This window comes from Zhongshania sp., from assembly GCF_029212375.1.
Classification (GTDB): Bacteria; Pseudomonadota; Gammaproteobacteria; order Pseudomonadales; family Spongiibacteraceae; genus Spongiibacter.
Map to the genome: position 1 here is coordinate 94,606 of NZ_JARGNU010000003.1, position 24,933 is coordinate 119,538.

Annotated in this window: 31 protein-coding genes and 4 tRNA genes; 19 read left to right on the top strand and 16 right to left on the bottom strand. The window is 51.2% G+C overall.

Annotated elements, in window-relative coordinates; translation table 11 throughout:
• The first annotated feature begins 10 nt into the window (after window positions 1–10).
• The 3 genes from P1U47_RS04500 to tusA all read left to right on the top strand — a co-directional run bounded on the left by P1U47_RS04500 (window position 11) and on the right by tusA (window position 1,389).
• Window positions 11–862, top strand: a complete 852-nt coding sequence (locus tag P1U47_RS04500; protein ID WP_301027390.1) for a methyltransferase — start codon at window positions 11–13, stop codon at window positions 860–862.
• On the top strand, window positions 855–1,079 hold the full coding sequence (locus P1U47_RS04505; protein WP_301027392.1) for a YheU family protein: 225 nt from the start codon (window positions 855–857) through the stop codon (window positions 1,077–1,079). Before P1U47_RS04500 ends, P1U47_RS04505 begins: the two co-directional genes overlap by 8 nt.
• A 76-nt stretch (window positions 1,080–1,155) precedes the next feature.
• A complete protein-coding gene (gene tusA / locus P1U47_RS04510; protein WP_301027393.1) occupies window positions 1,156–1,389 on the top strand; it encodes a sulfurtransferase TusA in 234 nt (77 codons plus the stop codon).
• 28 nt (window positions 1,390–1,417) lie between these two features.
• Here the strand turns inward: tusA and P1U47_RS04515 are convergent, their stop codons facing one another.
• Window positions 1,418–2,098, bottom strand: a complete 681-nt coding sequence (locus P1U47_RS04515) for a hypothetical protein (protein ID WP_301027394.1) — start codon at window positions 2,096–2,098, stop codon at window positions 1,418–1,420.
• Between the two features lie 166 nt (window positions 2,099–2,264).
• Here P1U47_RS04515 and P1U47_RS04520 point away from each other — a divergent pair, with 166 nt between their 5' ends.
• Genes P1U47_RS04520 through P1U47_RS04530 form a run of 3 tightly spaced genes read left to right on the top strand, consistent with a single transcriptional unit; the run spans window position 2,265 to window position 4,507 of the window.
• Window positions 2,265–2,759 (top strand): gamma-glutamylcyclotransferase family protein, encoded by a 495-nt coding sequence (locus tag P1U47_RS04520; protein ID WP_301027395.1) that lies wholly within the window; start codon window positions 2,265–2,267, stop codon window positions 2,757–2,759.
• On the top strand, window positions 2,752–3,351 hold the full coding sequence (locus tag P1U47_RS04525; RefSeq protein ID WP_301027396.1) for an elongation factor P hydroxylase: 600 nt from the start codon (window positions 2,752–2,754) through the stop codon (window positions 3,349–3,351). Before P1U47_RS04520 ends, P1U47_RS04525 begins: the two co-directional genes overlap by 8 nt.
• Window positions 3,352–3,397: 46 nt before the next feature.
• Window positions 3,398–4,507: a 4-phosphoerythronate dehydrogenase gene (locus P1U47_RS04530; RefSeq protein ID WP_301027617.1), complete on the top strand. Its 1,110-nt coding sequence runs from the start codon at window positions 3,398–3,400 to the stop codon at window positions 4,505–4,507.
• Here P1U47_RS04530 and P1U47_RS04535 read toward each other — a convergent pair.
• Window positions 4,473–4,658, bottom strand: a complete 186-nt coding sequence (locus P1U47_RS04535; RefSeq protein WP_301027397.1) for a PA1571 family protein — start codon at window positions 4,656–4,658, stop codon at window positions 4,473–4,475. The two genes, P1U47_RS04530 and P1U47_RS04535, sit on opposite strands and share 35 nt — an antisense overlap.
• 178 nt (window positions 4,659–4,836) lie before the next feature.
• Here P1U47_RS04535 and P1U47_RS04540 point away from each other — a divergent pair, with 178 nt between their 5' ends.
• On the top strand, window positions 4,837–5,970 hold the full coding sequence (locus P1U47_RS04540; RefSeq protein ID WP_301027398.1) for an ATP-NAD kinase family protein: 1,134 nt from the start codon (window positions 4,837–4,839) through the stop codon (window positions 5,968–5,970).
• The gene (locus P1U47_RS04545) at window positions 5,963–6,928 is read left to right on the top strand and encodes a class I SAM-dependent methyltransferase (RefSeq protein ID WP_301027403.1); all 966 of its coding nucleotides are present in this window, start codon (window positions 5,963–5,965) and stop codon (window positions 6,926–6,928) included. Before P1U47_RS04540 ends, P1U47_RS04545 begins: the two co-directional genes overlap by 8 nt.
• Before the next feature lie 23 nt (window positions 6,929–6,951).
• On the opposite strand, the gene P1U47_RS04550 is transcribed toward P1U47_RS04545, so the two are convergent.
• Complete coding sequence (locus P1U47_RS04550; RefSeq protein WP_301027404.1) at window positions 6,952–8,184, bottom strand: pyridoxal phosphate-dependent aminotransferase; 1,233 nt, start codon at window positions 8,182–8,184, stop codon at window positions 6,952–6,954.
• 198 nt (window positions 8,185–8,382) lie between these two features.
• On the opposite strand from P1U47_RS04550, the gene msrB reads away from it, so the two are divergent.
• From msrB to P1U47_RS04570, 4 genes are all read left to right on the top strand, one after another.
• Window positions 8,383–8,784: a peptide-methionine (R)-S-oxide reductase MsrB gene (msrB, locus tag P1U47_RS04555; RefSeq protein WP_301027405.1), complete on the top strand. Its 402-nt coding sequence runs from the start codon at window positions 8,383–8,385 to the stop codon at window positions 8,782–8,784.
• 156 nt (window positions 8,785–8,940) lie between these two features.
• Window positions 8,941–9,016: transfer RNA gene (locus P1U47_RS04560), tRNA-Glu, on the top strand.
• A gap of 175 nt (window positions 9,017–9,191) precedes the next feature.
• Window positions 9,192–9,267, top strand: a tRNA-Glu gene (locus P1U47_RS04565).
• A gap of 185 nt (window positions 9,268–9,452) precedes the next feature.
• Window positions 9,453–9,528, top strand: a tRNA-Gly gene (locus P1U47_RS04570).
• 126 nt (window positions 9,529–9,654) lie between these two features.
• Here the strand turns inward: P1U47_RS04570 and P1U47_RS04575 are convergent.
• Window positions 9,655–10,047, bottom strand: coding sequence for a PA2817 family protein (locus P1U47_RS04575; RefSeq protein WP_301027406.1), 393 nt, complete (start codon window positions 10,045–10,047; stop codon window positions 9,655–9,657).
• A gap of 128 nt (window positions 10,048–10,175) precedes the next feature.
• Between P1U47_RS04575 and P1U47_RS04580 the strand changes: the two genes are divergently transcribed.
• From P1U47_RS04580 to queF, 3 genes are all read left to right on the top strand, one after another.
• Window positions 10,176–11,090 (top strand): ABC transporter ATP-binding protein, encoded by a 915-nt coding sequence (locus tag P1U47_RS04580; protein WP_301027407.1) that lies wholly within the window; start codon window positions 10,176–10,178, stop codon window positions 11,088–11,090.
• Window positions 11,091–11,159: 69 nt separating this feature from the next.
• Window positions 11,160–11,933 (top strand): ABC transporter permease, encoded by a 774-nt coding sequence (locus tag P1U47_RS04585; protein ID WP_301027408.1) that lies wholly within the window; start codon window positions 11,160–11,162, stop codon window positions 11,931–11,933.
• A 34-nt stretch (window positions 11,934–11,967) separates the two neighbouring features.
• Window positions 11,968–12,798, top strand: a complete 831-nt coding sequence (gene queF / locus P1U47_RS04590) for an NADPH-dependent 7-cyano-7-deazaguanine reductase QueF (RefSeq protein ID WP_301027409.1) — start codon at window positions 11,968–11,970, stop codon at window positions 12,796–12,798.
• Window positions 12,799–12,808: 10 nt separating this feature from the next.
• Here queF and P1U47_RS04595 read toward each other — a convergent pair whose 3' ends face one another.
• Window positions 12,809–13,216, bottom strand: coding sequence for a response regulator (locus tag P1U47_RS04595; protein WP_301027410.1), 408 nt, complete (start codon window positions 13,214–13,216; stop codon window positions 12,809–12,811).
• A gap of 195 nt (window positions 13,217–13,411) precedes the next feature.
• Between P1U47_RS04595 and P1U47_RS04600 the strand changes: the two genes are divergently transcribed.
• The 4 genes from P1U47_RS04600 to P1U47_RS04615 all read left to right on the top strand — a co-directional run bounded on the left by P1U47_RS04600 (window position 13,412) and on the right by P1U47_RS04615 (window position 15,567).
• Window positions 13,412–13,738 (top strand): hypothetical protein, encoded by a 327-nt coding sequence (locus P1U47_RS04600; protein ID WP_301027412.1) that lies wholly within the window; start codon window positions 13,412–13,414, stop codon window positions 13,736–13,738.
• A gap of 104 nt (window positions 13,739–13,842) precedes the next feature.
• Window positions 13,843–13,989, top strand: a complete 147-nt coding sequence (locus P1U47_RS04605; RefSeq protein ID WP_301027413.1) for a hypothetical protein — start codon at window positions 13,843–13,845, stop codon at window positions 13,987–13,989.
• Window positions 13,990–14,092: 103 nt separating this feature from the next.
• Window positions 14,093–14,689, top strand: coding sequence for a dUTP diphosphatase (locus tag P1U47_RS04610; RefSeq protein ID WP_301027618.1), 597 nt, complete (start codon window positions 14,093–14,095; stop codon window positions 14,687–14,689).
• Window positions 14,690–14,700: 11 nt separating this feature from the next.
• On the top strand, window positions 14,701–15,567 hold the full coding sequence (locus P1U47_RS04615; protein WP_301027414.1) for a hypothetical protein: 867 nt from the start codon (window positions 14,701–14,703) through the stop codon (window positions 15,565–15,567).
• Here P1U47_RS04615 and P1U47_RS04620 read toward each other — a convergent pair.
• The 11 genes from P1U47_RS04620 to rne all read right to left on the bottom strand — a co-directional run bounded on the left by P1U47_RS04620 (window position 15,564) and on the right by rne (window position 24,763).
• Entirely contained in the window at window positions 15,564–15,851 is a 288-nt protein-coding gene (locus P1U47_RS04620; protein WP_301027415.1) for a 4a-hydroxytetrahydrobiopterin dehydratase, read from the bottom strand. The genes P1U47_RS04615 and P1U47_RS04620 overlap by 4 nt on opposite strands.
• 11 nt (window positions 15,852–15,862) lie before the next feature.
• Complete coding sequence (trmA, locus tag P1U47_RS04625; protein ID WP_301027416.1) at window positions 15,863–16,957, bottom strand: tRNA (uridine(54)-C5)-methyltransferase TrmA; 1,095 nt, start codon at window positions 16,955–16,957, stop codon at window positions 15,863–15,865.
• Window positions 16,954–17,961, bottom strand: coding sequence for a glycosyl transferase family protein (locus tag P1U47_RS04630; protein WP_301027417.1), 1,008 nt, complete (start codon window positions 17,959–17,961; stop codon window positions 16,954–16,956). The genes trmA and P1U47_RS04630 overlap by 4 nt, the downstream gene beginning before the upstream one ends.
• Window positions 17,962–17,980: 19 nt before the next feature.
• A complete protein-coding gene (locus P1U47_RS04635) occupies window positions 17,981–18,316 on the bottom strand; it encodes a TusE/DsrC/DsvC family sulfur relay protein (protein ID WP_301027418.1) in 336 nt (111 codons plus the stop codon).
• Complete coding sequence (gene tusB / locus P1U47_RS04640) at window positions 18,316–18,579, bottom strand: sulfurtransferase complex subunit TusB (RefSeq protein WP_301027419.1); 264 nt, start codon at window positions 18,577–18,579, stop codon at window positions 18,316–18,318. The genes P1U47_RS04635 and tusB overlap by 1 nt, the downstream gene beginning before the upstream one ends.
• Complete coding sequence (locus tag P1U47_RS04645; protein WP_301027420.1) at window positions 18,580–18,933, bottom strand: DsrE family protein; 354 nt, start codon at window positions 18,931–18,933, stop codon at window positions 18,580–18,582.
• Window positions 18,930–19,337, bottom strand: coding sequence for a sulfurtransferase complex subunit TusD (tusD, locus tag P1U47_RS04650; protein WP_301027421.1), 408 nt, complete (start codon window positions 19,335–19,337; stop codon window positions 18,930–18,932). Before tusD ends, P1U47_RS04645 begins: the two co-directional genes overlap by 4 nt.
• 42 nt (window positions 19,338–19,379) lie before the next feature.
• Window positions 19,380–20,051, bottom strand: coding sequence for a Bax inhibitor-1/YccA family protein (locus tag P1U47_RS04655; RefSeq protein WP_301027422.1), 672 nt, complete (start codon window positions 20,049–20,051; stop codon window positions 19,380–19,382).
• Between the two features lie 98 nt (window positions 20,052–20,149).
• Window positions 20,150–21,376, bottom strand: a complete 1,227-nt coding sequence (locus P1U47_RS04660; protein WP_301027423.1) for an EAL and HDOD domain-containing protein — start codon at window positions 21,374–21,376, stop codon at window positions 20,150–20,152.
• Between the two features lie 217 nt (window positions 21,377–21,593).
• Window positions 21,594–21,683: transfer RNA gene (locus P1U47_RS04665), tRNA-Ser, on the bottom strand.
• Between the two features lie 170 nt (window positions 21,684–21,853).
• A complete protein-coding gene (gene rne / locus P1U47_RS04670; RefSeq protein WP_301027424.1) occupies window positions 21,854–24,763 on the bottom strand; it encodes a ribonuclease E in 2,910 nt (969 codons plus the stop codon).
• Window positions 24,764–24,933: the final 170 nt, after the last annotated feature.

Here is a 24,933-nt window from a genome sequence, read left to right on the forward strand (position 1 = left end):
GGAACAGTTTATGAGAGTTAAAATATTGCCACGGGCTTTGCACAGCGCCTTACTGTTTGGTGTGCTTAGTTTGTTTTTAATCGATGGGGTAAGAGCAGATGTGCCGAGTGCTGCGCCGAATTGGTCGGGTGTTGTTGATGCCAGCCATCGCAGCGCCGAGAACAAATCCCGAGATAAATTTCGTCACCCCGTAGAGACCTTACTGTTTTTTGGAATTCAGCCCTGCGACACAGTGGTAGAACTTTGGCCGGGGGCTGGTGGTTGGTATAGCGAAGTGCTGGCGCCATTGGTGCGTGACTGTGGCAAACTGTATGCTGCGCAATTTGCTGCCGATAGCGACGTGTCTTTCTACAAGAATGCGCGGCTTGCCTACGAGCAGAAATTGGCGGCTAGCCCCGCCGTTTACGATAAAGTTGCAGTAACGACTTTGCAGGCCCCCGATTTTCTCGACATTGCGCCAGCGGCGAGTGCCGATAAGCTGCTAACTTTTCGCAATGTTCACAATTGGCTAAAAGCGGGTGTGGCCGATCAGGTGTTTGCGGCTGCATTTAAGGCCCTAAAGCCCGGCGGCATTTTCGGTGTGGTTGAACACCGCGCAGATGCCGATGCGACCATGGCAGAGATGGTGGAGAGCGGCTATGTGAGTGAGCAAACGGTGATTGCACTGGCCGAAGCGGCGGGTTTTTTACTGCTCGATAGTAGCGAGATAAATGCTAATGCCAAAGATGACCACCATCATCCCAAGGGCGTGTGGACCTTGCCGCCGAGCTTGCGGCTTGGTGATCGCGAGCGGGGAAAATATTTGGCGATTGGTGAAAGTGATCGAATGACGCTTAAATTTGGTAAACCTGTACATGAATGATACTGATTATGTTGAAATCCCGTGGCAAAAACTCAGTCCAGAGGCTTTGCAGGGCATGCTTGAAGAGTTAGTGAGTCGCGACGGCACTGACTACGGTGAGCAGGAATTGAGCACCGAGACTAAAATAAGCCAATTGCGCAATGCCTTAGCGCAAAAGCGCGCGGCCATCGCCTTTTGTCCCGACAGCGAAAGCTGGACGGTAATATCGAAAACCTAACGATGTTGAATACTTGCAATTGCGGCGGCGACATTGACAATAGACGGCCTTAATAGCCCTAAAATTGGATAGACGAATGACAATAGCGGTAGATCACACCTTGGATACCTGCGGTTTATACTGCCCAGAGCCAGTGATGATGTTACACAATAAAATTCGCGATATTGCCTCGGGTGACATTTTGGAAGTGATTGCCACTGATCCGGCTACCACCAGAGACATCCCTAAGTTTTGTCAGTTTCTTGGCCACAGCTTGCTGGGCCAAGAAGAGAGCGATAAGGTATACCGCTATTTTGTGCAAAAGGCCTGATTGGCTTTTTAACTGTGATTGTTTACCGCTACTGCAATAGCTGGGTTAATGCCCTTGTGGCGATCTCGCCCCCCGCCTTAATTTGATTTGCGATGTGGTACTGGAAAAAATAGCGGAACGTCGGATTTCTCTGCACCACAAATAAGCAGGGGTCACCAACCAAGATTGGAAAGTGGGTGGCTTGGCTCATGTCGGCAACCATCGCTAGCATGTCGCCGTTGGAATCTAGTCGCCAACTAATGACCGGTTGCAGTTCAAACTCCATGCTGTCGCCAAGCAGGGCGGCATGACTGCCTATTAAATCGGGAAACTCCTGAATAAAACTGCCTTCGCTGGGGGCGGGATAGTTACGCATGGCACTAAGTGCGGCAAGGTGATGTTCAGGTATTTCACTAAAGCGGCGCTCGCGGGCGGGGTCGTAGTAGCCCTGCGATTGCCCTGTATTAGCGTTGTCCAAGTCGATGCAGCGGGCGATGCCGGTTAGCCATGGCAGCAGTGCGACGTATTTACCGCTGGCTAACTGTGCCCAAGCGAGTATTTTTACCGCATAGAGTTTGTCGCGACTGAGTGCGTGATGAGCGTAAAGCAGGCATAGTCCCTCATACTCGGGGGATATGCGGAGAATTCTATTTTGCTCAGCCGCACGGGGGCGCTGGGGAAATGGAATAATCTTCGCCGTGGAAGATTTGCCGAGGTTACGTGGAGCCATAATACATTCCTCACGTAGCGGGCGGTACATTTCGCTGCCGAGCTGAGGCATGTGGCTTGGGGCTTAAATCCACCCATTGCTACCATGCTCATTCGCAAAGTCGGTGCGCGAAAGTCCCTTTCTGTTAAAATTACTCCCTGTTTCTGATTTTGCCAAGTGCTTGTTGATGAGTTTTTGTTATTTTTCTTATGGTTCTAATATGAATTCCGCGCGGATGGAAGCGAGAGGGTTGGCTTTCACCCGCGCGGAAAGCGCCCGTTTGTGCGGCTATCGGCTCGTGTTTAATAAGCGTTCACACTGCACGGTTGGTGTTGCTTATGCGAACGTAGTGCATAGCAGTCAGTGTGCGGTAGAAGGCGTGTTGTATACCTTAGCCGACCCCAGTGCCCTAAACATTATGGACCGCTTTGAGGGCACACCGGTACGCTACAGCCGCGAATGCTTGGCTGTGCAAACCGCTGTTGGCGTAAAGAATGCCTGGATTTACCTCGCGAATCCGGCCTATGTTGAGGCTGGTTTGTTACCCGAAAGTGGTTATCTAGCGCATTTATTGGCGGGTGCAGAATTTCTGTCGGCTGAGTATATGGCGATGTTGCGAGCGCAAGAGTGCCGTCCGTCTGCCCAAATTCAAGGTTTAAATGGTCTGCTCCACAATGCGTGAGGCGCGGACTGTTGCAAAATCCCTTGGTCAACTTGCTAGCAGCGAGTTGATTTGCGAGGTGTTTGCCCGTTGTTTTGCACAAAGCCACCGCAGTCTGTTGGTCGCGGGCGGAGACGAACCTTTTTATCAGCCCGCGATTGTGTCCGATGACTACCATCAAATTGTGTTTCGGGCAGATTACGCGGCCAGTGCCCTTCATGAGGCGGCTCATTGGTGTATAGCAGGCGAAGCCCGTCGTCAGCTGCCAGATTACGGTTATTGGTATGAACCTGATGGTCGCGACGCGGCACGCCAAAGCGTCTTTGAATCAGTAGAGATCTGCCCTCAAGCCCTAGAGTGTTTGTTTAGTTATGCAGCGGGCCGTCGTTTTCGGGTTAGCATTGATAATCTCGGCGGTGTGGAGATTGATCCATTTCCTTTTCAATTAGCGGTTTGGCAGCAGTGTCAGCGTTATCTTCGCAACGGCCTACCGCCGCGAGGCGAGCTGTTTCGGCAAGCACTGGCGCAGGAGTTTGGCACGAGCGTAGCCCTTGAGTCTATCAATATCCCCTTAAGTTATGTTGTAGATAAATGTTTAATATCAAATAGATAGGCTGTATATCTCGAATTAAAAATAGGATTAGAACGCATTGAAAATAGTGGTGGATGAAAATATTCCCGGTGCTAAGCAGTGTCTCGCTCAATTTGGTGAGGTAGTCCTGCGCAGTGGTCGGGAGATTTGCGCGGCAGATGTGCAGGACGCGGATGCCTTAATTGTACGCTCTGTCACCAAGGTCAATCCCGCTTTGTTGGCGGGCTCGAGTGTGCGGTTTGTTGGCTCAACCACAATTGGCAGTGATCATCTCGATATTGATTATTTGTGTGGGCAGGGAATTTATTTTTGCACCGCGCCGGGCTCCAATGCCGAGTCGGTGGTGGATTATGTGCTCAGTGTACTTTGCCGAGTTGATGGGTCGCTGGCGACTTTACTGACTGGTGGTAGTAGGGTCGGAATTGTCGGTTACGGTAATGTCGGCAAGCGCTTGGGGCAGCGTTTAACTGCTATTGGTATCGATTGGATTGCCTACGACCCATTGCTGAACCTCGCAGACTATCCCAATTTGCGTTCGCTAGCCGAGGTCATCAACAGTGCGGTGCTGAGTTTGCATGCGCCCTTGACCGTGGCAGGGCCTTTTCCAAGTTTTCATATGCTGAATGCAGTGCAACTGCAGAGCTTGCCGGAAAATGCCCTGCTGTTAAATGCTGGGCGCGGCGAGGTGGTGGCGACAGAGGAATTACACGCTCTGCTAGACAGTCGGCCGGATATTCGCTTGGCCTTGGATGTGTGGGAGGGCGAGCCCGACTTTCCCGCTGCCTTGGCTGAGCGCTGTACGATTGCAACCCCGCATATTGCTGGTTATAGCGTCGATGGTAAAAAAACCGGATTGCAGATGATCGCCGCCGAACTGGCGAACTTTTTGGATAAACCTTTAAAAGTAGAAGACGATAGTGCTGATACTGAGTCGCCGGCAATTCACTGCCCGGGGGGCGACGCGTTTAGTTTAATTCCCGCGGCGGTGCTGGCGGTGTACGACGTGGCCGGTGATAGTCAGCGTTTTAAGGCGATTATTGCAGATGCTGAGCGCGGAAAACGCTTTGATTTACTGCGTAAACACTACCCGCCGCGCCGCGAATTAGCTTACAGCAATCTTGTTGCAGTTGAGCCTGAAATGGCTAGTTTGCTGCGCGCTGTGCAAGGCGGCAAATGAACTCTGCAGAGGTGTCTTGCAAGGCTTGCAGGCTATTTTCAATCATGGCGTCGCTAATCGGTATCTCGCGACCATCTTGGTCGATGATGGCGCCGAGATAATTGTTTTGTTCAGTATTCCGCTGGAATTTTGCGCTGGTGTGTTGGCTCACCGTGTTCTCCATTGCGTGTTGGCTGGCATGGCCTTGTAGTCTGGTTTGGTTAATTTGGCCACGATTTACAGCGCATGTACCTAGGCAATTTACGTAATAGTCTGGGATTGGTTTGGGTTTGAACAAATTACAGCTTCTATTAGTGGGCAGGCCTAAGCCTTAGCCTGAAAGGAATATCATGTTTAAGTTGGGCTTAATCGTAAACCCCATCGCTGGCGCTGGCGGTCCACTTGGTCTGAAGGGCAGTGATGACTTACGCAGCAGCGATGGCCGGTCGCAGGCGAGGGTCCTGCGCTGTTTGGCGCATCTGGCCAAGGCCGCGAGTGGACGCTTAGCGGTTTATGGCTTTAACGGCGCGATGTCGGCGCACAACAGTGGCAATGACGTTAATGATGCCGAATTGGCAGGTTTTCCCTTTGTGTCGGTTGGTCGGCCGCTGAGCGACGAGCAAACCACGCCAGCAGATACCCAAGCCGCTGCGCAGGCATTGCTAAGCGCAGGGGTGGATTTACTGCTGTTTGTAGGCGGTGATGGCACCGCGCGGGACGTGTTTGCCGCTATTGGTGCAGCACTGCCCGCGTTGGGGGTTCCCGCTGGGGTGAAGATGCACTCTGGGGTCTATGCGGTTAGCCCCGAGAGTGCGGCAGATATTGTGTTGGCGCTATTGGATGGCGGCTTGGTCGATGTTGAGCTTGCCGAGGTGCGCGACATCGACGAGGTGGCTTTTCGAGAGGGAAAAGTGCGCTCCCAACACTTCGGTGAATTATTAGTGCCCCGCATTGGCGGCTTTTTACAGCACGTTAAGTCTGGGGGGCGTGAGGTTGAAGAGCTAGTGCTGGCCGATATTGCCGATGAACTCATCGCTGACATGGATGCCGAGACCCTCTACGTTGTTGGTCCAGGTAGTACGACCCAAGCGGTGATGATTCAGCTAGGCTTGGAAAATACCCTATTGGGTTTCGATCTGATCTGCGATCAGCAGTTAGTGGCGCGGGACCTGAGTGGCCAAGGTATTGCTGATGCTGTGGCGAGTCATAAGGGCCCTGTAAAGGTGTTGATAACGGCGATTGGCGGGCAGGGGCATATATTGGGGAGAGGTAATCAACAACTTGGCCCAGAGCTGATTCGCAGGATTGGCCGGGATAATTTTATTGTGATTGCAACTAAAACAAAAATTCGTGAGTTGGCGGGGCGGCCTCTGTTGGTCGACAGTAATGATTTGGTTTTGGATAAAGAGTGGGAAGGGTATATTCGAGTGGTAACAGGGTATCGGGATGCGATTATGTATCGAGTGAGTGCGTCTGGTGAGTGATTTTGCACGCTTTGCGGCGTTAAGTGATTTTGCCTCCTGGCCGGAAAAAATGGCGGGTAGCTCTGCTGCCCAGCGCCTTTTCCATGGTCGTGGCCAGTGCTTTGCTGGATTTGAATATTTTACGGTTGACTACTTCGCGCCGGTTTTGTGGCTGGTCTTATACCGCGCGCCGGAGCCTGAATTTTGGGCGCAGTTCTGCACGGAGCTAAAGCTCTGTTGTGAGGGAAGTAGTGGTGCGGCTATTGTTCAGAGCCGGTATCAAGATTCGCCTGCAACTTATTGTTTATGGGGAAGTATACCAATTAATTTTACTGCCAAAGAAGGGGCGGCAGAATACTTGCTTGATCTCGGCGCAAAGCAGAATATTGGCTATTTTATGGACATGCAGCCGGCGCGGCAGTGGTTGGCTGAGCGGGCCGAGGGCAAGCGAATTTTAAATTTATTTGCCTATACCTGCGCCTTCTCGGTGGCGGCAGAATTGGCCGGCGCAGCGCGCCTAGTGAACGTGGATATGAGTAAAGGCGCTCTGCAGGGTGGTCGTGAAAATCACCGCCGCAATGGCGCGCGGCTAACAACGAGTGGAGAGGCGGCGGAGCTTAAATTTTTGAGCCACGATATTCTCAAGTCCTGGGGGCGTTTGCGTAAATTAGGACCCTACGACGTGGTTGTTTGTGATCCGCCCTCGCTGCAGAGAGGTAGTTTTGATGCGGTTAAGGATTATCCTAAATTGGCGAGGCGCTTTAGTGAGCTAATGCCCTTAGGTGGGGACGTGTTGGCTTGTTTAAATGCGCCGTATTTAGACGAGCAGTTTCTGCGTGAGACCGTTGAACGCCACTGTACTGAGGCGGTGTTTGTTGAGCGCTTAGCGGGTCGGCGAGATTTTCCGGAGCAGAGTGCAGATCGGGCCCTGAAGGTTTTGCATTTTCAGATCAAGCCGCGCGAAGCTGACTTGATCTGAGTGGGCATAAGCCGGTAAATCGGCTATTTCAAGGCCTTGAGCTGCTTGCGGTAGCCAGCGAGGAAGTGGGCAAAGCGTTCAATGGCATCGGCCAAATCGAGCTTATTGGGCAGGAATACAATCCGCAAATGGTCGGGCTGTGGCCAATTAAAGCCAGAGCCCTGCACCAATAGAATACGCTCTTGGTTTAATAAGTCTAAAACCAGCTTCTCGTCGTCTAGAACGGGGTATACCTCGGGATCGAGTTTTGGGAACATGTAAATGGCCCCAGCCGGCTTGGTACAGCTCACACCAGGTATTTCATTGAGCATTTTGTGGGCTAAATCACGCTGCTCGAGCAGGCGGCCGCCGGGCAGGATAAGTTCATTGATGCTCTGATAGCCGCCAAGTGCCGTTTGGATGGCGTGCTGAGCGGGCACATTGGCGCATAGCCGCATCGACGACAATATATTTAGGCCTTCAATATAATCGCTAGCGCGGTCTTTGGCGCCAGACACAATTAGCCAGCCGCTGCGGAAACCAGCAAGACGATAGGCTTTTGACAGGCCGTTAAAGGTCAGGCACAAAATATCGGCCTTTAAGCTGCCAATCGGAATGTGCACGGCATCGTCATAAAGAATTTTGCTGTAAATTTCGTCGGCAAACACCACAAGATTGTGCTCTTCGGCAATCGCGACCAACTGCTCCAACATTTCACGGCTGTATACGGCGCCAGTGGGGTTGTTGGGGTTGATAATAACGATCGCCTTGGTATTGGCGGTGATCTTGCTGAGAATGTCGTCTATTGACGGCTGCCAGCCATTATCTTCTTCGCATAGGTAATGTACTGGCGTGGCGCCAGACAGAGACACCACGGCGGTCCAAAGCGGGTAGTCGGGGGCGGGTATGAGAACCTCGTCACCTTGGTTTAGTAAGGCCTGAGTGGCCATGCTAATTAATTCGCTGGCGCCATTGCCCAAATAGATGTCGCCAACTTCAACGCCAGGTATGCCGATTTTTTGGCACTCTTGCATAACCGCTTTGCGGGCGCTGTATAGGCCTTTGGAGTCGCTGTAGCCTTCGCTGTCGGGCAGCATGCGGATGACATCTTGAATGATCTCATCAGGGGCGTTAAAACCGAAGGGGGCGGGGTTGCCGATATTCAGCTTGAGTATGCGGTAGCCTTCTTCTTCAAGCTCATTGGCGCGCTGCAGCACTGGGCCACGAATATCGTAGCAAACATTGCTCAGTTTTTTCGACTTGTAATAGGGGCCCATGTTCTGCCTTCTTAATCCGTAGTAAGTTCAGAGTGTTAGTCTGTAGTGGCTTGGCTGACTGATCAGCTGTGCTGGTAGTGGGTAAATCGGGGTGCTAAATTTGTGTGAGCGGCATCGCTATTGTCTTAGTATGCCCTGCGCCAAGAATTACTTGGTGTGATTATACGGCGTTGATGGCCACAAGGTGGAGAGCTTTTCGTGGAAAAAATAGTGAAATCTGAGAGTGAATGGCGGGAACTTCTCTCTGAAGAGGAGTTTCAGGTGTGTCGCCAAAAGGGGACTGAGCGCGCGTTTACTGGTGAGTATAACGCTGAAAAGGCCGATGGCATTTACCGCTGCCGCTGCTGTGGGCAGCCCTTGTTTAGCTCGGAGACAAAATACGACTCCGGCTCGGGATGGCCGAGCTTTTATCAACCCAGCGAAGAAGAGGTTGTTGCTATAAATAGAGATGCAAGTCATGGCATGGTTAGGGAGGAGGTGGTATGTGCCCGCTGTGAGGCACATTTAGGCCATGTTTTTCCAGACGGCCCTGCGCCGACCGGTTTGCGCTATTGTATTAATTCGCTATCGCTTAAGCTCGACACCGATGGTGATGAGTAATTACTAGCCAGATTGTTTATTAAACAAACAGTATTGCCCTTTAATTTGATTTATTTCACTTTAATGGCAAAAGCGACTTGACGGCGGGCGCTAAGGTTTCTAGAATTCGCGCCACTTTCAGACAACAAGTGACTCGGAGTCTGGAAGGTTTGCGGCGTCCCCTTCGTCTAGTGGCCTAGGACACTGCCCTTTCACGGCAGTAACAGGGGTTCGAGTCCCCTAGGGGACGCCATTATTCAGTCGTGCTGATGCGTCGGCAGGGCGGAAAAGAGAAGCAGAAATGCTTCTCTTTTTTTTTTGCAAAAAATTTAATATTGGCATGAAAATATCCTTGACGGGCAGGGTTTGGCGCTCTAGAATGCGCGCTCTTTCAAGGACAGCAGCTTTGTTCTGAAAGAGCTCGCGGCGTCCCCTTCGTCTAGTGGCCTAGGACACTGCCCTTTCACGGCAGTAACAGGGGTTCGAGTCCCCTAGGGGACGCCAATTAATTTGCGTCACAGCACGTAAATTTGTCAGTAACTTGCTTAGGCAGTTTGTTGACACATTGATGAAAACGACTTAGTATGCGCACCGTTAATTGCTGGTGAACAAAAAAGTCAGTTTAATCAAGGCTGTACGGCATATGTGAAATTGATTTAGAATGGCTTCTAAATCTAATGTCGTGATTTGCGGGAATAGCTCAGTTGGTAGAGCGCAACCTTGCCAAGGTTGAGGTCGGGAGTTCGAGCCTCCTTTCCCGCTCCAAATTCTAAAAAAGCGAAGCGACTGCTTCGCTTTTTTTTTCGCCTGTACTTTATCCGAAAAATGTTTTTCTTGGTTAGTCGCGCCACCTCGCGCAAGTGTGGGGTGGCGCTATAGTTTTAATTCACGCTAGTGCATGCCAAATACTTGGGCGCGGAGATTCCGGTAGCAGGTGTCAGGTTTGCTGCTGCACTGTTCGTAGTATTGTTCTTCAACTTTTTGGTAGCGCTCCATTTCATCGTCGCCAAGATAATGCATGCAGTCGCCACCAAAAAACCACAGTAGGTCGCGGTGCACCTGTGGGGTGATGTCAGGGTAATGGCCAATGATGTGGGTTATGATACGCTGACCAAGCGCGACGTAAGCCTCATTGGTAGCGAATTCTTCTTTTAGTTGCGCAAGCATTGCTAATAGCTCGGCATTGCTCTCTTCGCTGTGTGCGGGGTGCTGTGGCAGTACCACTGCGCAGTGCGTGTGAAGCTCTGTGCACAGTTGTAGGTAGTATTCAATTCGTGTCGTCACGTATTCTCCATTGCGCATTTTTGCAGATTGTTTCTGAGCTGGGGCTAATTGGCTCTAGTGTATTCCATCGCGCTAGCGTGGCAAAATACGCGGCTTACAAAATGATGTAATCGATTTAGGTAATTATTATGGCGCTTGCCCTAGAAATTAAGGGATTACGCAAGGTTTATGGCAATGGTTTTGAGGCCCTGAAGGGCATCGATCTTGAGGTTAAGCAGGGTGATTTTTTCGCTTTGCTCGGTCCGAATGGTGCGGGTAAATCCACTACCATTGGTATTGTGTCGTCGCTAGTGAAGAAAACCGCTGGCGAGGTGCGAATTTTTGGCCATTCCCTCGACAGTGATATCGCGGCGGCCAAGCGTCAAATTGGCTTAGTGCCCCAAGAGTTCAACTTTTCTAATTTTGAGTCGGTTTGGGATATTGTAGTGAATCAGGCGGGCTATTATGGCCTGAGTCGTGGGGTTGCCGCTGAACGAGCTGAGAAATACCTGAAGAAGCTGGGTTTGTGGGACAAGCGCCACGGCGCCTCGCGCATGCTGTCGGGGGGGATGAAGCGCCGTTTGATGATTGCTCGGGCGCTTGTGCATGAACCGCGCCTATTGATTTTAGACGAGCCTACCGCTGGTGTGGATATCGAGCTGCGCCGCTCAATGTGGGCGTTTCTCACTGAAATTAATCGCAGCGGCACAACGATTATTCTCACCACTCACTACCTCGAAGAAGCAGAGAGCCTGTGCCGTAATATTGCGATTATCGACGCGGGCAATATCGTTGAAAACACCAGTATGAAAGCCTTGCTGCGCCAGTTGCAAAAAGAAGTGTTTATCCTCGATGTGCGGGACAGCTTGAGTGCTGATATTAGTATTCCAGGTTTTGACACCCGCTTTGTAGATGAACACACCTTGGAGTTGGTGCTTAAAAAGGGCACCTCTCTCAATGAGGTGTTTGCCGCGCTAAATAGTAGCGAGCTGGTGGTTAGCAGTATGCGCAACAAGGCTAATCGCCTCGAAGAATTGTTTGTGTCGCTACTGAACCCAAAATAAAGCGAATATTCGTGTAGTCAGGTGTTATTGCGAAATCCTGGTTCTTAGATTTAAAAGGTGGAATTGTTAATGACAGCAGCAGAGCAGTGGATTGCGTTTTACACCATTGTCCGCAAAGAGATTCGTCGCTTTATGCGGATCTGGATGCAAACCTTATTGCCGCCGGCGATTACCATGTCGCTGTATTTTGTTATTTTTGGCGCCTTGATCGGCTCGCGGATAGGGCAGATGGGTGGCTTTACTTATATGGAATTTGTGGTGCCGGGTTTAATTATGATGTCGGTAATCACCAACGCTTATTCCAATGTGGTGTCGTCTTTTTTTGGTGCTAAGTTTCAGCGCTTTGTGGAGGAGATATTGGTGTCGCCAATGTCGAATAACACGGTGTTGTGGGGATTTGTGATTGGCGGCGTAGCGCGTGGCTTATTGGTTGGCTTAATCGTAACCATGTTGTCGCTGTTTTTTACCACGCTACATATTCAGCACATCGGCATAACCATCGCGATCGTGTTGATGACCTCGATAATGTTCTCGCTGGCGGGGTTTATCAACGCGGTATTTGCCAATAATTTTGACGATGTTTCGATTGTGCCGGTGTTTGTACTAACGCCGCTGACCTATTTGGGTGGTGTCTTTTACTCAATCGACTTATTGCCGGAGTTTTGGGCTGGAGTGTCGCGCTTAAACCCCATGCTCTACATCGTTAATGCGTTTCGCTATGGGGTGCTAGGTACCTCAGACGTCAATGTGGTAACCGCCTTTATTATGGTCGGTGTGTTTACCTTGGCAGCCTATGCCTACTGTATGTATTTATTGCGCAGTGGAACCAGGCTGCGCCAGTGAATGCTTGGTTTGGAATGAGCGAGAGTTATCTAAAATGAGTGAGCACCACGGTCACGGTCCTTTAGGCGCGAAGGTTGATTATCCCGCTCAGTACGACGCGAGTTGTTTATACCCAATACCTCGCGCCGCAGGGCGCGCAGCTTTGGGTATTGCGGCAGATCTGCCTTTTGCTGGGGTCGATATTTGGAATGCCTATGAATTGTCGTGGCTAAATCTAAATGGTAAACCGATGGTGGCTTGTGCGGAGTTTCGGGTCCCCGCCGACTCGGAAAATATTATCGAATCGAAATCCTTTAAGCTCTATCTTAATTCCTTTAATCAAACTCGGTTGGGCGGTATTGCCGAGCTAAGGGCTGTGCTCACTAAGGATTTGAGCGCGGCGGCGGGAGCGCCAGTACAGGTCGATATAGCTTCCCCTGATGACTGGGGGCTGAGCTACGGTATTCAGAATCCTGCTGGCGAGTGTCTTGATAGCTTGGATATTAGTCCCGACAGCTACCAGCCAAATAGCATGTTATTGAAAGCGAGTGCGGGAGAGTCGGTAACAGAAGAGCTGTTTAGCCATTTATTGCGTTCGCGCTGCCCAGTGACCTCTCAGCCCGACTGGGCGAGTGTTGAAATTGCCTATAGCGGGCCGCGTATTGACCGCGAAGGCTTATTGGCTTACTTGATCTCTTTTCGCGAGCACGACGATTTTCACGAGCAGTGTGTTGAGCAAATTTTTAGTGATATTAATCGCTTTTGCCAACCCAATCGTTTGCGGGTTTACGCGCGGTATTTGCGGCGTGGCGGTTTGGATATCAACCCTTGGCGCAGTAATTTTGTTGGCGATACAGCTCAGAACAGCCGCGGTTCGCGGCAGTGATTGAGAAAGCTTAGACTGCGGCTTGCCACGTGGATAATGTCTGCGCCAATTTGGCGAGGCAGGCGTTAAAGTCGGTAGACTTACTGATGAAGGCGTCTGCGCCGAGCGCCTTGCATTCGCCTTGCTCTCGATACGTCACGGTGTGCATCACAATATAAATAGGGTCGTAACGCTTATTTTGGCGAATAATCTCAAGTGCTGCTTTGCCATTCATTCGCCGCATATTAATGTCCAGAAAAATAATATCGGGAAGTTCGTTGCTGCATTGAGCGTCGAGTTCAGCGAGCAGTAGCTCGCCATCTTCAATTTCTTTAAGTCGCGGTTTTTCACCTAACCGCGCGAGGCTTTCTTTAAATATAATTCTGTCAGCCATAGAATCATCGACAATCCAAAATGTCGGGCTTCTGCTCGCAGTCATCTTGCCATATATAATCCGGTGGTTTTAATAGTTGCTAGGGTAGGGCGCCAGTGCGTGTTGTTCTGTAAGTATTTGTTCGTATCAAGCTAGCGCTACTGCCGCCGATAATAGAATCAGTAAGTAAATTAACGGATATCCCGAACCCCTGCATAGCGGCATAATTGCTGCCATATACGAGATGTTTGGGAGTTTAATATGCTAATTGCAAGCTACTTGCTAGGCTGCGACGGAGATGGCGGCGTGCGCCATTTGGCCGTTGACAATGTTATACCCGAAGCAAATCAAACATTGGAGTACACTCTCTATCCTCGTGAAGCGCTAGGCGGTGCAGAAATCATCGATTTGGTTTTGCAGTTTGCCGATGCAGAAGAACCCCGCAATATTATCTGTCTGCCAGCGCTACCTTCGGTGGTGGTGAATCATATCCTTGCTGGCTTGCCGCTACAAATTGTTGATTTTGCCTACGGTAGAGTGGTGCGTTTGGCTAGTCAATTTCAGCCCTATCAGCAGCGTTGTGCTTAAATATGAGTTATTGGCGTAGAAGCAAGACCAGCGCTCTTGAAGCTAAATATTATTCTATGCATGGGCCTCAATCTACGATCAGCTTGTGCCCATCGACACAGCGGATGAGCTATGCAGCAAATTTTTCTGCAAAAATGCCGCAGACCATTGATGGCCGAATTCAATCAGATCAACGTCTATCTCCTGATGCCGATACCTTGAATTACTTTGTGAAATTGGCTGAGCGACTGTCTAAATCCCCCAAAGCGTAAATTTCCGCTGCGCTAGCTAGCAAGCTTGTTTATCATGGCCTCTTGAGTATTGATTTTAGAGGTCATTGTGTCTGAATTAAATCATCGCCACGCGTTTGTTACGATGCTGGATTTGCAAAATCGCATGAATGCCAAAGTTCACCCCGACTGGATGAGTCAGGGCTTTGCTTGGTATCGCGCTGCGTGGATAGAATGCGCCGAGCTGATGGACCACTACGGCTATAAGTGGTGGAAAAAGCAACAAGCCGATATTGAGCAAGTACAGCTGGAAGTGGTCGATATTTGGCATTTTGGTTTGAGTGCGATGTTTACGCCCGGCGCGGATATCGAGAAGCTGGCTGATGCTATTGTGAGCGAATTGGCAAGCTATCAGGCCTCGGGCAAGGGCGTATTAGCAGCGACGGAAGCACTGGCGGGCCACTGCCTGGCCGAGAAAGGCTTTTCGGTGAGCTTATTTTGGGATCTGATGGCGGCGTCGGAGCTTAGTTTCGACCAACTTTATAAACAGTATGTTGGCAAGAACGTGCTCAATTTTTTCCGCCAAGATCACGGTTATAAAGATGGCAGCTATATTAAAATTTGGCAGGGCAGCGAGGATAATGTCCATCTCGTCGAGATACTCGCTAGCGCCGATATGCGCTCACCCCAATTTGCCGATGACGTTTACAAGAGCCTTGTGGCTCGTTATCCGTCGGCCTAGGGGCGTTGCTAATGTCTTCGGATAAGATCTCTACCTCAGCTCTGGCTAAACTTGGTGAAATTCCTGTTCAGCAGCTGTTTTCGGTGCTGAAGGATTACGGTTGGATCCGTAAAACCGATGACGGCTGGGCGCTGACGGGCAAGGGCGAATTCGAAGGCGGTAGCTATATCACCAGCAAACGCTACGGGCGCTATATTGTGTGGCCAAACTCCTTATTAGAGCACCCCCTTTTTCAGGCGCTAGAAAGCAATAAATTGTTGTCTGCGTCGGCATTGGGGCGTATCGAAGGGTTTAGCGGGCGGGAAATTAATCGCATGCTGGTTGAAATCGCCTGGCTGCGCCCTAGCTCTCGTGGCTGGGAGTTAACGGAGCGAGGTATTGCTGAGGGCGGACAGCTTTTTGAAAATCAGCAAAGCAGTCTTAGCTACGTATTGTGGCCAGAAGATGTTCGTCATCGGCCGGCGTTAAAGCGAATTTTACAGCAGTGCCGAAATTCAGAACCTGAAGTTGATGATTTATTTGCGGCCAGTCAATCGCCAGGTCGCGAGTGGCGTAGTCTTGATGGTGTGGTCTATAAAAATCACGCCCACTGGGCTATAGCTCAGTGGCTGTATTTAGCTGGCCTGCGCTATGCTATCTACCGAAGTTTACCGGTGGCGGAGAATTTGGTTGGCGATTTTTATTTGCCTCAGTCTGGCGTTTATATTGAGTATTGGGGAGGCGATGATCACTCCGACGCCATCTCAGCGCGTATGCGGCGCGCTGAGTTGTGCAAGAAATTAGGTTTTGCTGTTCTTGATGTTCATCCAGATGATTTGCCTAATCTAGATGACTACCTCAGTCGGCACCTGCAAGCGCTTGGCGTGGATTTTTACTAGCGTTCCAGTTCTTGCTTAATCGCTTCAGCCAAGGCTAAGTCTTTGGCTGTTAAGCCTCCCGAGTCGTGGGTAGTGAGGGCGATGCTGACCGTTTTATAAACATTGCTCCACTCTGGATGGTGGTCTATTTTTTCGGCACGCATCGCAACGCGGGTCATAAATCCAAAAGCGCTGATAAAGTTTTCGAACTCCAACTCGGTGCACAGCTTACCTTCGCGCAACTCCCAGCCTTTCAAGTTTTTCAGCGCATCGCTAACTTCTTGCTCAGTTAATTTTACGGTCATCAGATTTCCTTTTAGCCTCGTTTTGTCAAAAATACGCCGCACTCCATATGGTGAGTGTACGGGAACTGGTCGAAAAGGGCGAAGTCCTTGACGTGGTGGGATTTTGTTAATATTTCCAAATCGCGGTGCAGGGTTTCTGGGTTGCAGGAGATGTAAATAATATTATTAAAGCCTGCAATAAACTCACGGCTGGCGGCGTCTAAGCCGGCTCTGGGCGGGTCTACTAATACTGTGCTTATGGCGTAGCTGTCGAGGTCGACGCCGTGTAGGCGACGGAAGCTGCGTTCCTTATTTAGCGCTGAGGTCAGTTCCTCGCTAGACATGCGCAGTACCAGCGCATTGCTGACCGTATTCATGGCAAAATTTTCGTGGGCGGCTTTCACCGAGGTTTTCGAGATTTCGGTGGCGAGTACGCGGCGGAAATGGCTGGCCAGTGGTATGGTGAAATTGCCGTTACCACAATACAGCTCTAGCAAATCGGTATCGGGATTCTGGCCACAGCGCGCCTTGGCCCAGCTCACCATTTTGGCATTTACTTTGCCGTTGGGCTGGGTAAATCCACCCTCATACTGGTGGTACGCGTAGTGCTTGCCGTCTACGGGTAATTGCTCTAGCACATAGTCTCGATTGAGTACGATTTTTTGTTTTTTACTGCGGCCAATAATTTGAATATTGAATTGCTCGGCAATGGCTTGGGCGGCTAGCTGCCACTCGTCGTCGAGCCGACGGTGGTATATCAAGGTGACCAGCATGTCGCCACTGAGGGTGCTCAAAAACTCAATTTGAAATAAGCGCTTATTTAACGCCGAGTGTTCGCCGAGCGCCAGCCGCAGTGGCGTCATTAATGTGCAAATGGTTTCTGAGGCGGTAGGGAAATGATCAATCCTGATCGGTACTTTAGGGTCGCTGGGATCGAACATCGCGTAGAAAAAGCTGCCATCTTCGTGCCAAATACGAAACTCGGCGCGCAGGCGATAGTGCTCTGGTGCTGAGGGGTAGATTTCGGGCGTTGGTAGTGAGAGATCAGCGAAGCTCGCAACAACGGTGTTCACTTTCTCAGCGAGAAGTTGCGGGTATTCTGCGGTATTTAGGGGTTTGAAACTCATAGGTTTTCCGTAGCTGTGGCGCTCAGTCGTTGGCGATTGCGCTGGTTCCAGATTGCGCTGGCCTGAGCGAGGCATTCTTCTTGATTAAGTTCGGGGCTTCGCAACTGTAGGGCAATCGCAATGGTACCTTGAATGGCGAGTCGGCCGTATTCACTTATGTGTTCGTCACGCCACGCGTTAAGTAACTCGGTGGTGGGTAGTTCGCTAAGCTTTTCTTGCCTGCCGTCGAGCATGCGCGGCCATTCGGCCTCGCTTAAGTGGCCGTTGTGGACGCTTTTGACGCGGCAGTCGGCTTCAGGTTTGCGTTCCGCTTCGCCTGCTTCACCTTTAAATACCACGGCGTGAGCTTGGCCCAATAGCGCGGCCGCCTGCTGATGATTGTCGGCATAAGCGGGGTGGAAAATACTCTGTATAGAATAGTCTGCTGCAAGGGGGTTGAGTAGCCGCGACAGCGTGTGTACCGGCGAGCGCAGGCCAAATTGAGCGCGTAGATCAATCATGCGCTGCAGTGGCGGTGAAAATTGCGCAAGTGGCAGGTATGCGAAATTACCTTGCTCTAGTTTACTACTGACATCTTGCCAGTCGCGGGCGGTGGCTTCGCCGAGTTCTGCCAGCACGTGCTCGCTGTAGATACGTTCGGCGGTGTGTCCGGCAGCACCGTGCATAAACACGCGTAAACCACTGTCTGCCAGCGCTAGGGCGGCAAGTAGATACCATGGCTGCTGCCGGCGCTTACCGGCGTAGCTCGCCCAGTCTAGGTCAACGGCAATACTTGGTGCCTGGAGGGTTTCACGCACCGCGCGAACAAAGCCGGCAAGCTCTTCAAAGCTTTCTTCCTTGACCCGCAGCAGCATAAGAAAGGCGCCGAGCTGCACGTCTTCTACTTCGCTGCGCATAATCATGCCCATCGCCGCATAGGCTTCGTCGGCGTTAAGTGAGCGCGACCCAGTTTTGCCCTTGCCAAGAATACGAACATATTGTGCGAAAGGGTGTTCGGCTATCATAGATACACTCGGAGTGGGTTTAAAGGCAGTTGTCAGGGCGGGGCAGGCCAGCAATTTTACTGAGCGACTTTGCTGGGCTATCGGGAAAGTGTTTCAGAAAATACAGACTGGTGCCCTTGTCCGCGCCAAGTTCTAATTTGGCGTATTTTATCAGGGGCCGCATCGCTGGGGACAGGCCAAACTGCTGGTAATAACGCTGCACCAGTTCAATTAGCTGCCAGTGGCTATCGCACAGGGTGATGCCGGAGCTGGTGGCGAGTTGTTCAGCGACAGCCGGCGACCAATCAGTGAGGTCTTTAAGGAAACCGTCGGGATCGGTGGCGATGCTCGCGCCATTAACCACTAGTGCATTCATTACCAGCTCAAACAGTGGCGGTGTTGCGCGCAGAGCTCGACAAATCCACTGTAATCTACCAGTGTTACGGCGCCGACGGGGTTAACGCCGCGGCGATCAATATCATCGCTGAGGGCGTAGATTGAAGCATCGCCACTCGTTATCTCAATATTGCTGGCTGCTAGCAATACCGCATCTTCGATTAAAATGACGGCATCGCCATCTGTCAAGCTGAATTGGCAGCGGCTTAAACTACTCGTGCTATTTAATATATGTAAGCTCACCTAAAAACTCTGAATGCGGTCAGCTGAGGACATTAAGCTGGAAAATTGCTCTGCTGACAGGGCTTTTGCCTGCGGGACCAGTGCCGCTGGCGGGAGATTATACGTGCTGCTGTCTTCGGCGAGATAATATATATCGTCAATGTCATAGAGTGGCAGGGCATTAATTACGCCGAGGTGCGGTTTTTTCTCGGTGTTCGCGCTATTTTGTTGCATCACTAATTGATAAATAGCCTCTTGCGCAAACACTAGGCTCACTTCTTGATCGAAGGCGGCGCTAGCTAGGGCCATGTCGAGAGCTTCCCGGGCAATGCTGTTGCCGTAGGCGGAACGTGTAAAGATATAGAGGAATTTCACTGGGTGTTACTGCCAAATCTTACTACGCGGTCTGCCTGTATGCAGGCGTCAACCCACTGACCAAGGCCGCCTATAGTAAAGCCGTCGGCCATGTTATGGCCGCCAAGTTCGTAGCGTTCGGCTTCTTTAGCATCAACGATGCCGCGACGCAGGGCGCTAGATACACATACCACCAAGTCTATGGCAAATTCTTGCTGTAGAGCCTGCCATTGCTTGGGCACGCTAATTTCGTCTTGGGGTGGGGTGATGAAACGACTGGCGCAGTGCACGCCGTCGTTAAAGAAAAACACGCGATAAACGCTATGACCACTGTCTAGCGCTGCTTTACAAAAACGCAGGGCACTTAAGCTGGCTTGGTCGGTACAGGGTTGGCCGCTGACGAGTAGAGCGAAACTGAGGCTCATTTGAGCCTCAGTAGATTGGTTTGCTGAGTAATACGGAGGTGATTAATCATCGCTGCCGAAAATGCCGAGCAAATGCAGCAGGTGAACAAACAAATTGTAAATATCGAGGTAAAGCGCAACGGTGGCACGAATATAGTTGGTTTCGCCGCCGTGGATGATTCTGCTGGTATCAAACAGGATCAGTCCAGACATGATAAATACCGCTGCTGCAGAGATTGCTAGCGATGCGGCGGGTACTTGAAAAAACATATTCGCGATGCTGGCCACGACCATCACCAACAGTCCGATCATTAAGAATCCGCCCAGAAAGGAGAAATCTTTGCGGGTAGTTAGCACGTAGGCAGAAAGGCCAAAGAACACCAATGCGGTGCCGCCGAGCGCCTGCATTACCAATTCTCCGCCATTAGGTAGGGCGAGGTACATTTTGAGCATTGGTCCTAGGGCTGCACCCAATAGACCGGTGAATATAAAAATGGCAACAATGCCTTTACTTGAATCTGCAGTTTTATGGACGACAAACAGCATGACAAAGCCGAGTATGGACAAAACTAGGCCAGTGCCATGGCCGATGTTGAGGGCCATTGCCAACCCAGCGCAGAGGGCGCTAGTGACAAGGGTCATGCCTAACAACATATAGGTATTGCGCAGCACCTTGTTGGTTTCGAGAACGGGCTGGGCGTGCGCGCCTGGCTGAAAGACCGATTTGTCTTGCATGGATGACTCCGTAGTGAAAAAGGTAGGTTCTAGCTAGGCTAATGATACGTTGGTGGGTATTGCGACTGCAAGCGCGATGGTGGCTTTGCAGAACCTAATTAGCTTAACCCAGATAGGCTTAATTGGTCGCTAACCTCAGCAAAGGCATGGGTTTGGATGTCGGCAAGGTCGGCAAGGGTGATTTCGTTTGGGAGTGCGGTAATTTCTGCCCAGTTGCCTTTGCTGATGGCAATAGCAAGTTGCAAGATTTGACCGTATTTGCCCTCATGATTCAGCAGGGCATCCGTCATGGTGGGTGATAGCTCGAGTTTTGTGCAGACCTCGGCGAGGGGAATGTCAATAAAAGCATCAAGTAGCGAGAACATGCCGGTGGTATAGGCGGTGTGCTGATCGACGCCATTTTGTTGAAGGGCGATCATTTGGCATAAATAGGCGCGAGATAATGCTTGCTCGAGCAGGGCGCGGGGTTTGTGATCTAGGCGACCTAGCGCCAGCATATTGGCCCAGCTTTTAATGCGGTTTACGCCGGCCATGGTGGTAGCGTGATGCACAGAAGTAATCTCGGCAACTTTGGCAACGCTAGCCGAGTTCATGAATTGCAGTATGCGGTAGCTTAGTTGGGGGTCGCTCTGAATAGCGTTGCTTATATCCTCCATGGTGTTGTCTTCATTATTTAACGTTTTTAGCAGTCGCATTACCGCAAATTGGCTGTCGTTATGACGCGTGCCAAAGAGCGGCGAGGGCTGGCTGAAGAAAAAACCTTGGAAGAGCTGGTAGCCCTCTGCCTTGCAGCGCTCAAATTCTTCAAGCGTCTCCACTTTCTCGGCCAACCAAATCAGGTTGTCACGCTGGTGTTGCGTGTAAAGCGATGCGCTGCTATGTCCCGGTAAAATATCGCTGATATCGACTTTCACGATGTCGACGTGCGGTAGCCATTTACTTTGCTCGACATCACCTGTGTAGTCGTCAAGTGCCACTTTAAAGCCTAGGGAGCGCAAATTTTTCACGGCTTCGATATTGGCAGGTGTTGGCGAAATATATTCAAGCACTTCGGCCACTAGTTTCTTGGTTTGAACCGCAGGCGGGGTATGCAGCCAAGACTCGGTGAGGTTTACGAAAGCGGGCAGGCCGTTTGTTATATTTTCAATGCCTAGGTCATGAAAGGCGCCGATGAGTACCTCACCAGTCGCCATATTGCCATTGTCAGTTTGCGACTCTAATGAGCCGACATCTACAGTGCGGCAGAGCAATTCGTAGGCGACGGTTTTTCCATTTTTATTCAGTATTGGTTGGCGGGCCATTAGTGGGGTGTTGTTGTCGCTCATTAATGATCCTTGTGCCGCTGTTTTACTGTTAGGAGCGGGCGTAAGCGATGTAGTTATCATTACCTACAAAGTATTAATCGTGCTGCTTTCAATAGAGCTTAGCTGTAATGAGGGACTTAGCGAGGATCAGGCTAAAATAATTAAGTTGTTACTTGGGGCTTAATGCGGGAAACGATGAGGTAGGAGCTTTAAGAGATATTGTTGCGAGGACTAAAAGTGGCGGAGGGGCAGGGATTTGAACCCTGGGTTGGGATAAACCAACGCCGGTTTTCAAGACCGGTGCAATCGACCACTCTGCCACCCCTCCGCAGCAGTTGCGAATTATACATAGCTTGTTAGACGAAACAAGCAGTATTAAGAAAAAGACTTATAAATCAGTTTGATGAGTTTGAAATTGGATGAAATTTAAACAATAAAAAGCCCAGCACTGGGCTGGGCTCAATATTTAAGACCACTTACTGCATTGCGATCTTAGTTTTAGGCTTGATTGCGAGGGTCATTTGCTGCGCGTGGCATGCTTGGCCGGTCGGGATTGGGCTGAGCAAGAATGCTCGAATCCAATGCCGGCGCCTCAAGTTGTGCAGTGATAATAGCTAGGTTTTGTACAGGCTTTGGCGCGATCCTTGGATCGTTACTGGCCCGCCCTACTGGGCGTGGTTTGACAACTGCGGGCGCTGCTTCCTTAGTGGTGGCCTTGTTGACTGGTTTTGGTGCCACCTTAATGTCGGCTTTTGCTTTAATAGGCGCTGGGCTGTCGGCAACGGGTTCGGCAGTGACATTAGTCGCGCTGTCTGCGGGGCTTTCAGTAGCTGCCGCTTCAGGCTTGGCTGCTTCGCTTGCGCTTGGTTCAGCAGAATCCTTCGTGGCTTGGCTGATTTTCACTGGCGCGGGGGCGCTTGGAATATTGCTAGCCGTTTCTGCTGGTGTTGCGCTGGCATCTGCGGTAACAGTTTCGGCTTGGCTCTCAACTTTTGCTTCTGTGCTAATGCTTGCCACTGGGCTGACTGCTGGCGCTTCAACGGCAGGGGTCGCTGGAGGTGTGCTTTCTATTTCACTGCTGGCGTGAGGTATCGCAGGAGCAGCTTCAGCAGGGGCTTCTTGGGCCGTAGGTGCATTGCTAGTACTTTCAGGTACAAAGCTAGAAACGGTCGTTGGCGTAATTGCAGTGAACTCGGCCTCTTCAGCGGTAGGCTTTTTGGCGGCCGGAGCGGCAGGTGCGGACTCGGCAGGCTTAGCTGTTGAGGTGTCGCTTGGCGCGGCGCTAGCGGCAGTGCCGCGCTCAGGGCTTATTGCGGCTGCCAAGGGCTCGTTGCTGTCTGCTATACCTGCGTCCTCATTTGGCGCTGGGGTGCGGCGACGCTCCTGCTGATTGCGGGGCTTGCGGTTGCCGGGTCGACGCTTTGGCCTAGCGTTTTCAGTTTCAGTACTTGGTGTCGCTTCAATGACTTCGGCGGGCAGCTCTTTTTTCGCGGGCTCGCTGTCGGTGCGATTGCTGCGATTATCTGTTACACGGTTGTCGTCGCGGCCTTGGCGCTGATCTGGGTTGCGGCGGTTGCGGCCACCGCGATTGTTGCGGTTGCCTTGGCGTGGATTGTTGCCGTTGCGATTGCCTTCGTTGCGACGCTTAGGCGCTGGCGTGGGCTCCGGTTCGGGCTCTGGCTCGGCAGATTTAAATAAACCGCTAAGGCTCTTGCCGAGTTTGCTGAAAAAGCCTTCGCCAGTAACAGCGGCTGCGGGGGCTTTGGCGGCAACTGGCTCGGCGGCAGCTGCAGGTGCTGGCGCTTTGGGTGCAAGGGTGCGAACTACTGCGGCAGCTGGTGCCGGAGTGGAGACCACTTCGTCAGAAATTTCTTTTTCGGCTTCAAGGTCGGCTACGATTTTGTAGCTAATTTCCTGCTCGTCGCCTAAATCGCTTTCGCGCAGACGAACAACCTCAAAGTGCGGTGTATCGAGTGCAGGGGTAGGGATGACCATTACCCGTACGCCGCTACGCTGCTCAATATCGTAAATGGCGGTGCGTTTTTCGTTTAGCAAATAAGAGGCGACATTTACTGGCACGATGGCGCGAATTTCAGCGCTTTTCTCTTTATTGGCTTCTTCTTCAACTAGGCGGAGAATCGATAGTGCCAGCGAGTTAGTGTCGCGGATAGTGCCTTGACCGCTGCAGCGTGGGCAAACTTTAGCGCTGGTTTCACCTAGGGATGGGCGCAGACGCTGGCGAGACATTTCGAGCAGGCCAAAGCGCGAGATGCGGCCAATTTGGATGCGGGCGCGATCAGGTTCCATGGCGTCGCGAACGCGATTTTCGACTTCGCGCTGATTTTTAGCCGCCATCATGTCGATAAAGTCGACCACAATTAGGCCGCCGATGTCACGCAGGCGCAGTTGGCGAGCAATCTCGTCAGCTGCTTCTAGGTTGGTTTGCAGGGCGGTTTCTTCGATGTCGCCGCCCTTGGTGGCGCGCGCCGAGTTAATGTCGATAGATACCAGTGCTTCTGTAGGGTCGATAACAATCGATCCGCCGGAGGGTAGTTGTACTTCGCGCTGGAATGCCGATTCGATCTGGCTTTCAATTTGATAGCGATTGAAAAGGGGAACTTGATCTTTGTATAGGCGAATTTTGCTCTTAAAGTGCGGCATCACCTGTTCAACGAAGTGCATGGCTTCGTTGTAAGATTCTTCAGAATCGATCAATACTTGGTCGATATCATCGCGAAGATAGTCGCGAATAGCGCGAATAATGACGTTGCTTTCCTGCAAAATCAGAATTGGTGCTTTGCGTTCTTCAGAGGCTTGTTTAATCGCTGACCAGAGGTGCAGTAAATAATCCAAGTCCCACTGCAGTTCTTCTGAGCTGCGGCCAACCCCAGCGGTGCGAACAATAACGCCCATGGCGTCAGGGATGTTGATTGCATTCAGCGCGTCGCGCAGTTCGGTGCGCTCGTCACCCTCGATGCGGCGTGAAATTCCGCCAGCTCGTGGGTTGTTGGGCATAAGCACCATATAGCGACCAGCAAGGCTGATAAAGGTAGTTAGGGCAGCGCCTTTATTGCCGCGCTCTTCCTTTTCTACCTGAACAATAACCTGAGTGCCTTCTTTAACAAGATCCTTAATTTTTGCGCGACCGCCACTGCCGTCGGCAGGGTTGCGGTAAAAATACTCTTTAGAGATTTCTTTGAGAGGAAGGAAGCCGTGACGCTCAGCGCCAAAGTCGACAAAAGCCGCTTCGAGGCTGGGTTCTACGCGGGTGATGGTGCCTTTATAGACGTTGGCTTTCTTTTGTACGCGGGTGCGGTTTTCAATATCCAGATCAAATAATCGCTGGCCATCAACTAGGGCAACGCGCAACTCTTCTGGCTGAGTCGCGTTAATAAGCATTCTTTTCATGAGCTAAAAATCCCAAAGGCCGGGATTTGTCGCGCCGCTCATGCGATTGAGCATCTTTAAGCGTTCTGATGTAGGCTGCATTAGCGGTGAGTGCTGCTGCTGATTTATTGCGGCGAGCACTTGTACATCAGTGGGGCCGGGTTGCCTGGCCGTTATAATCCAGTTCGCTT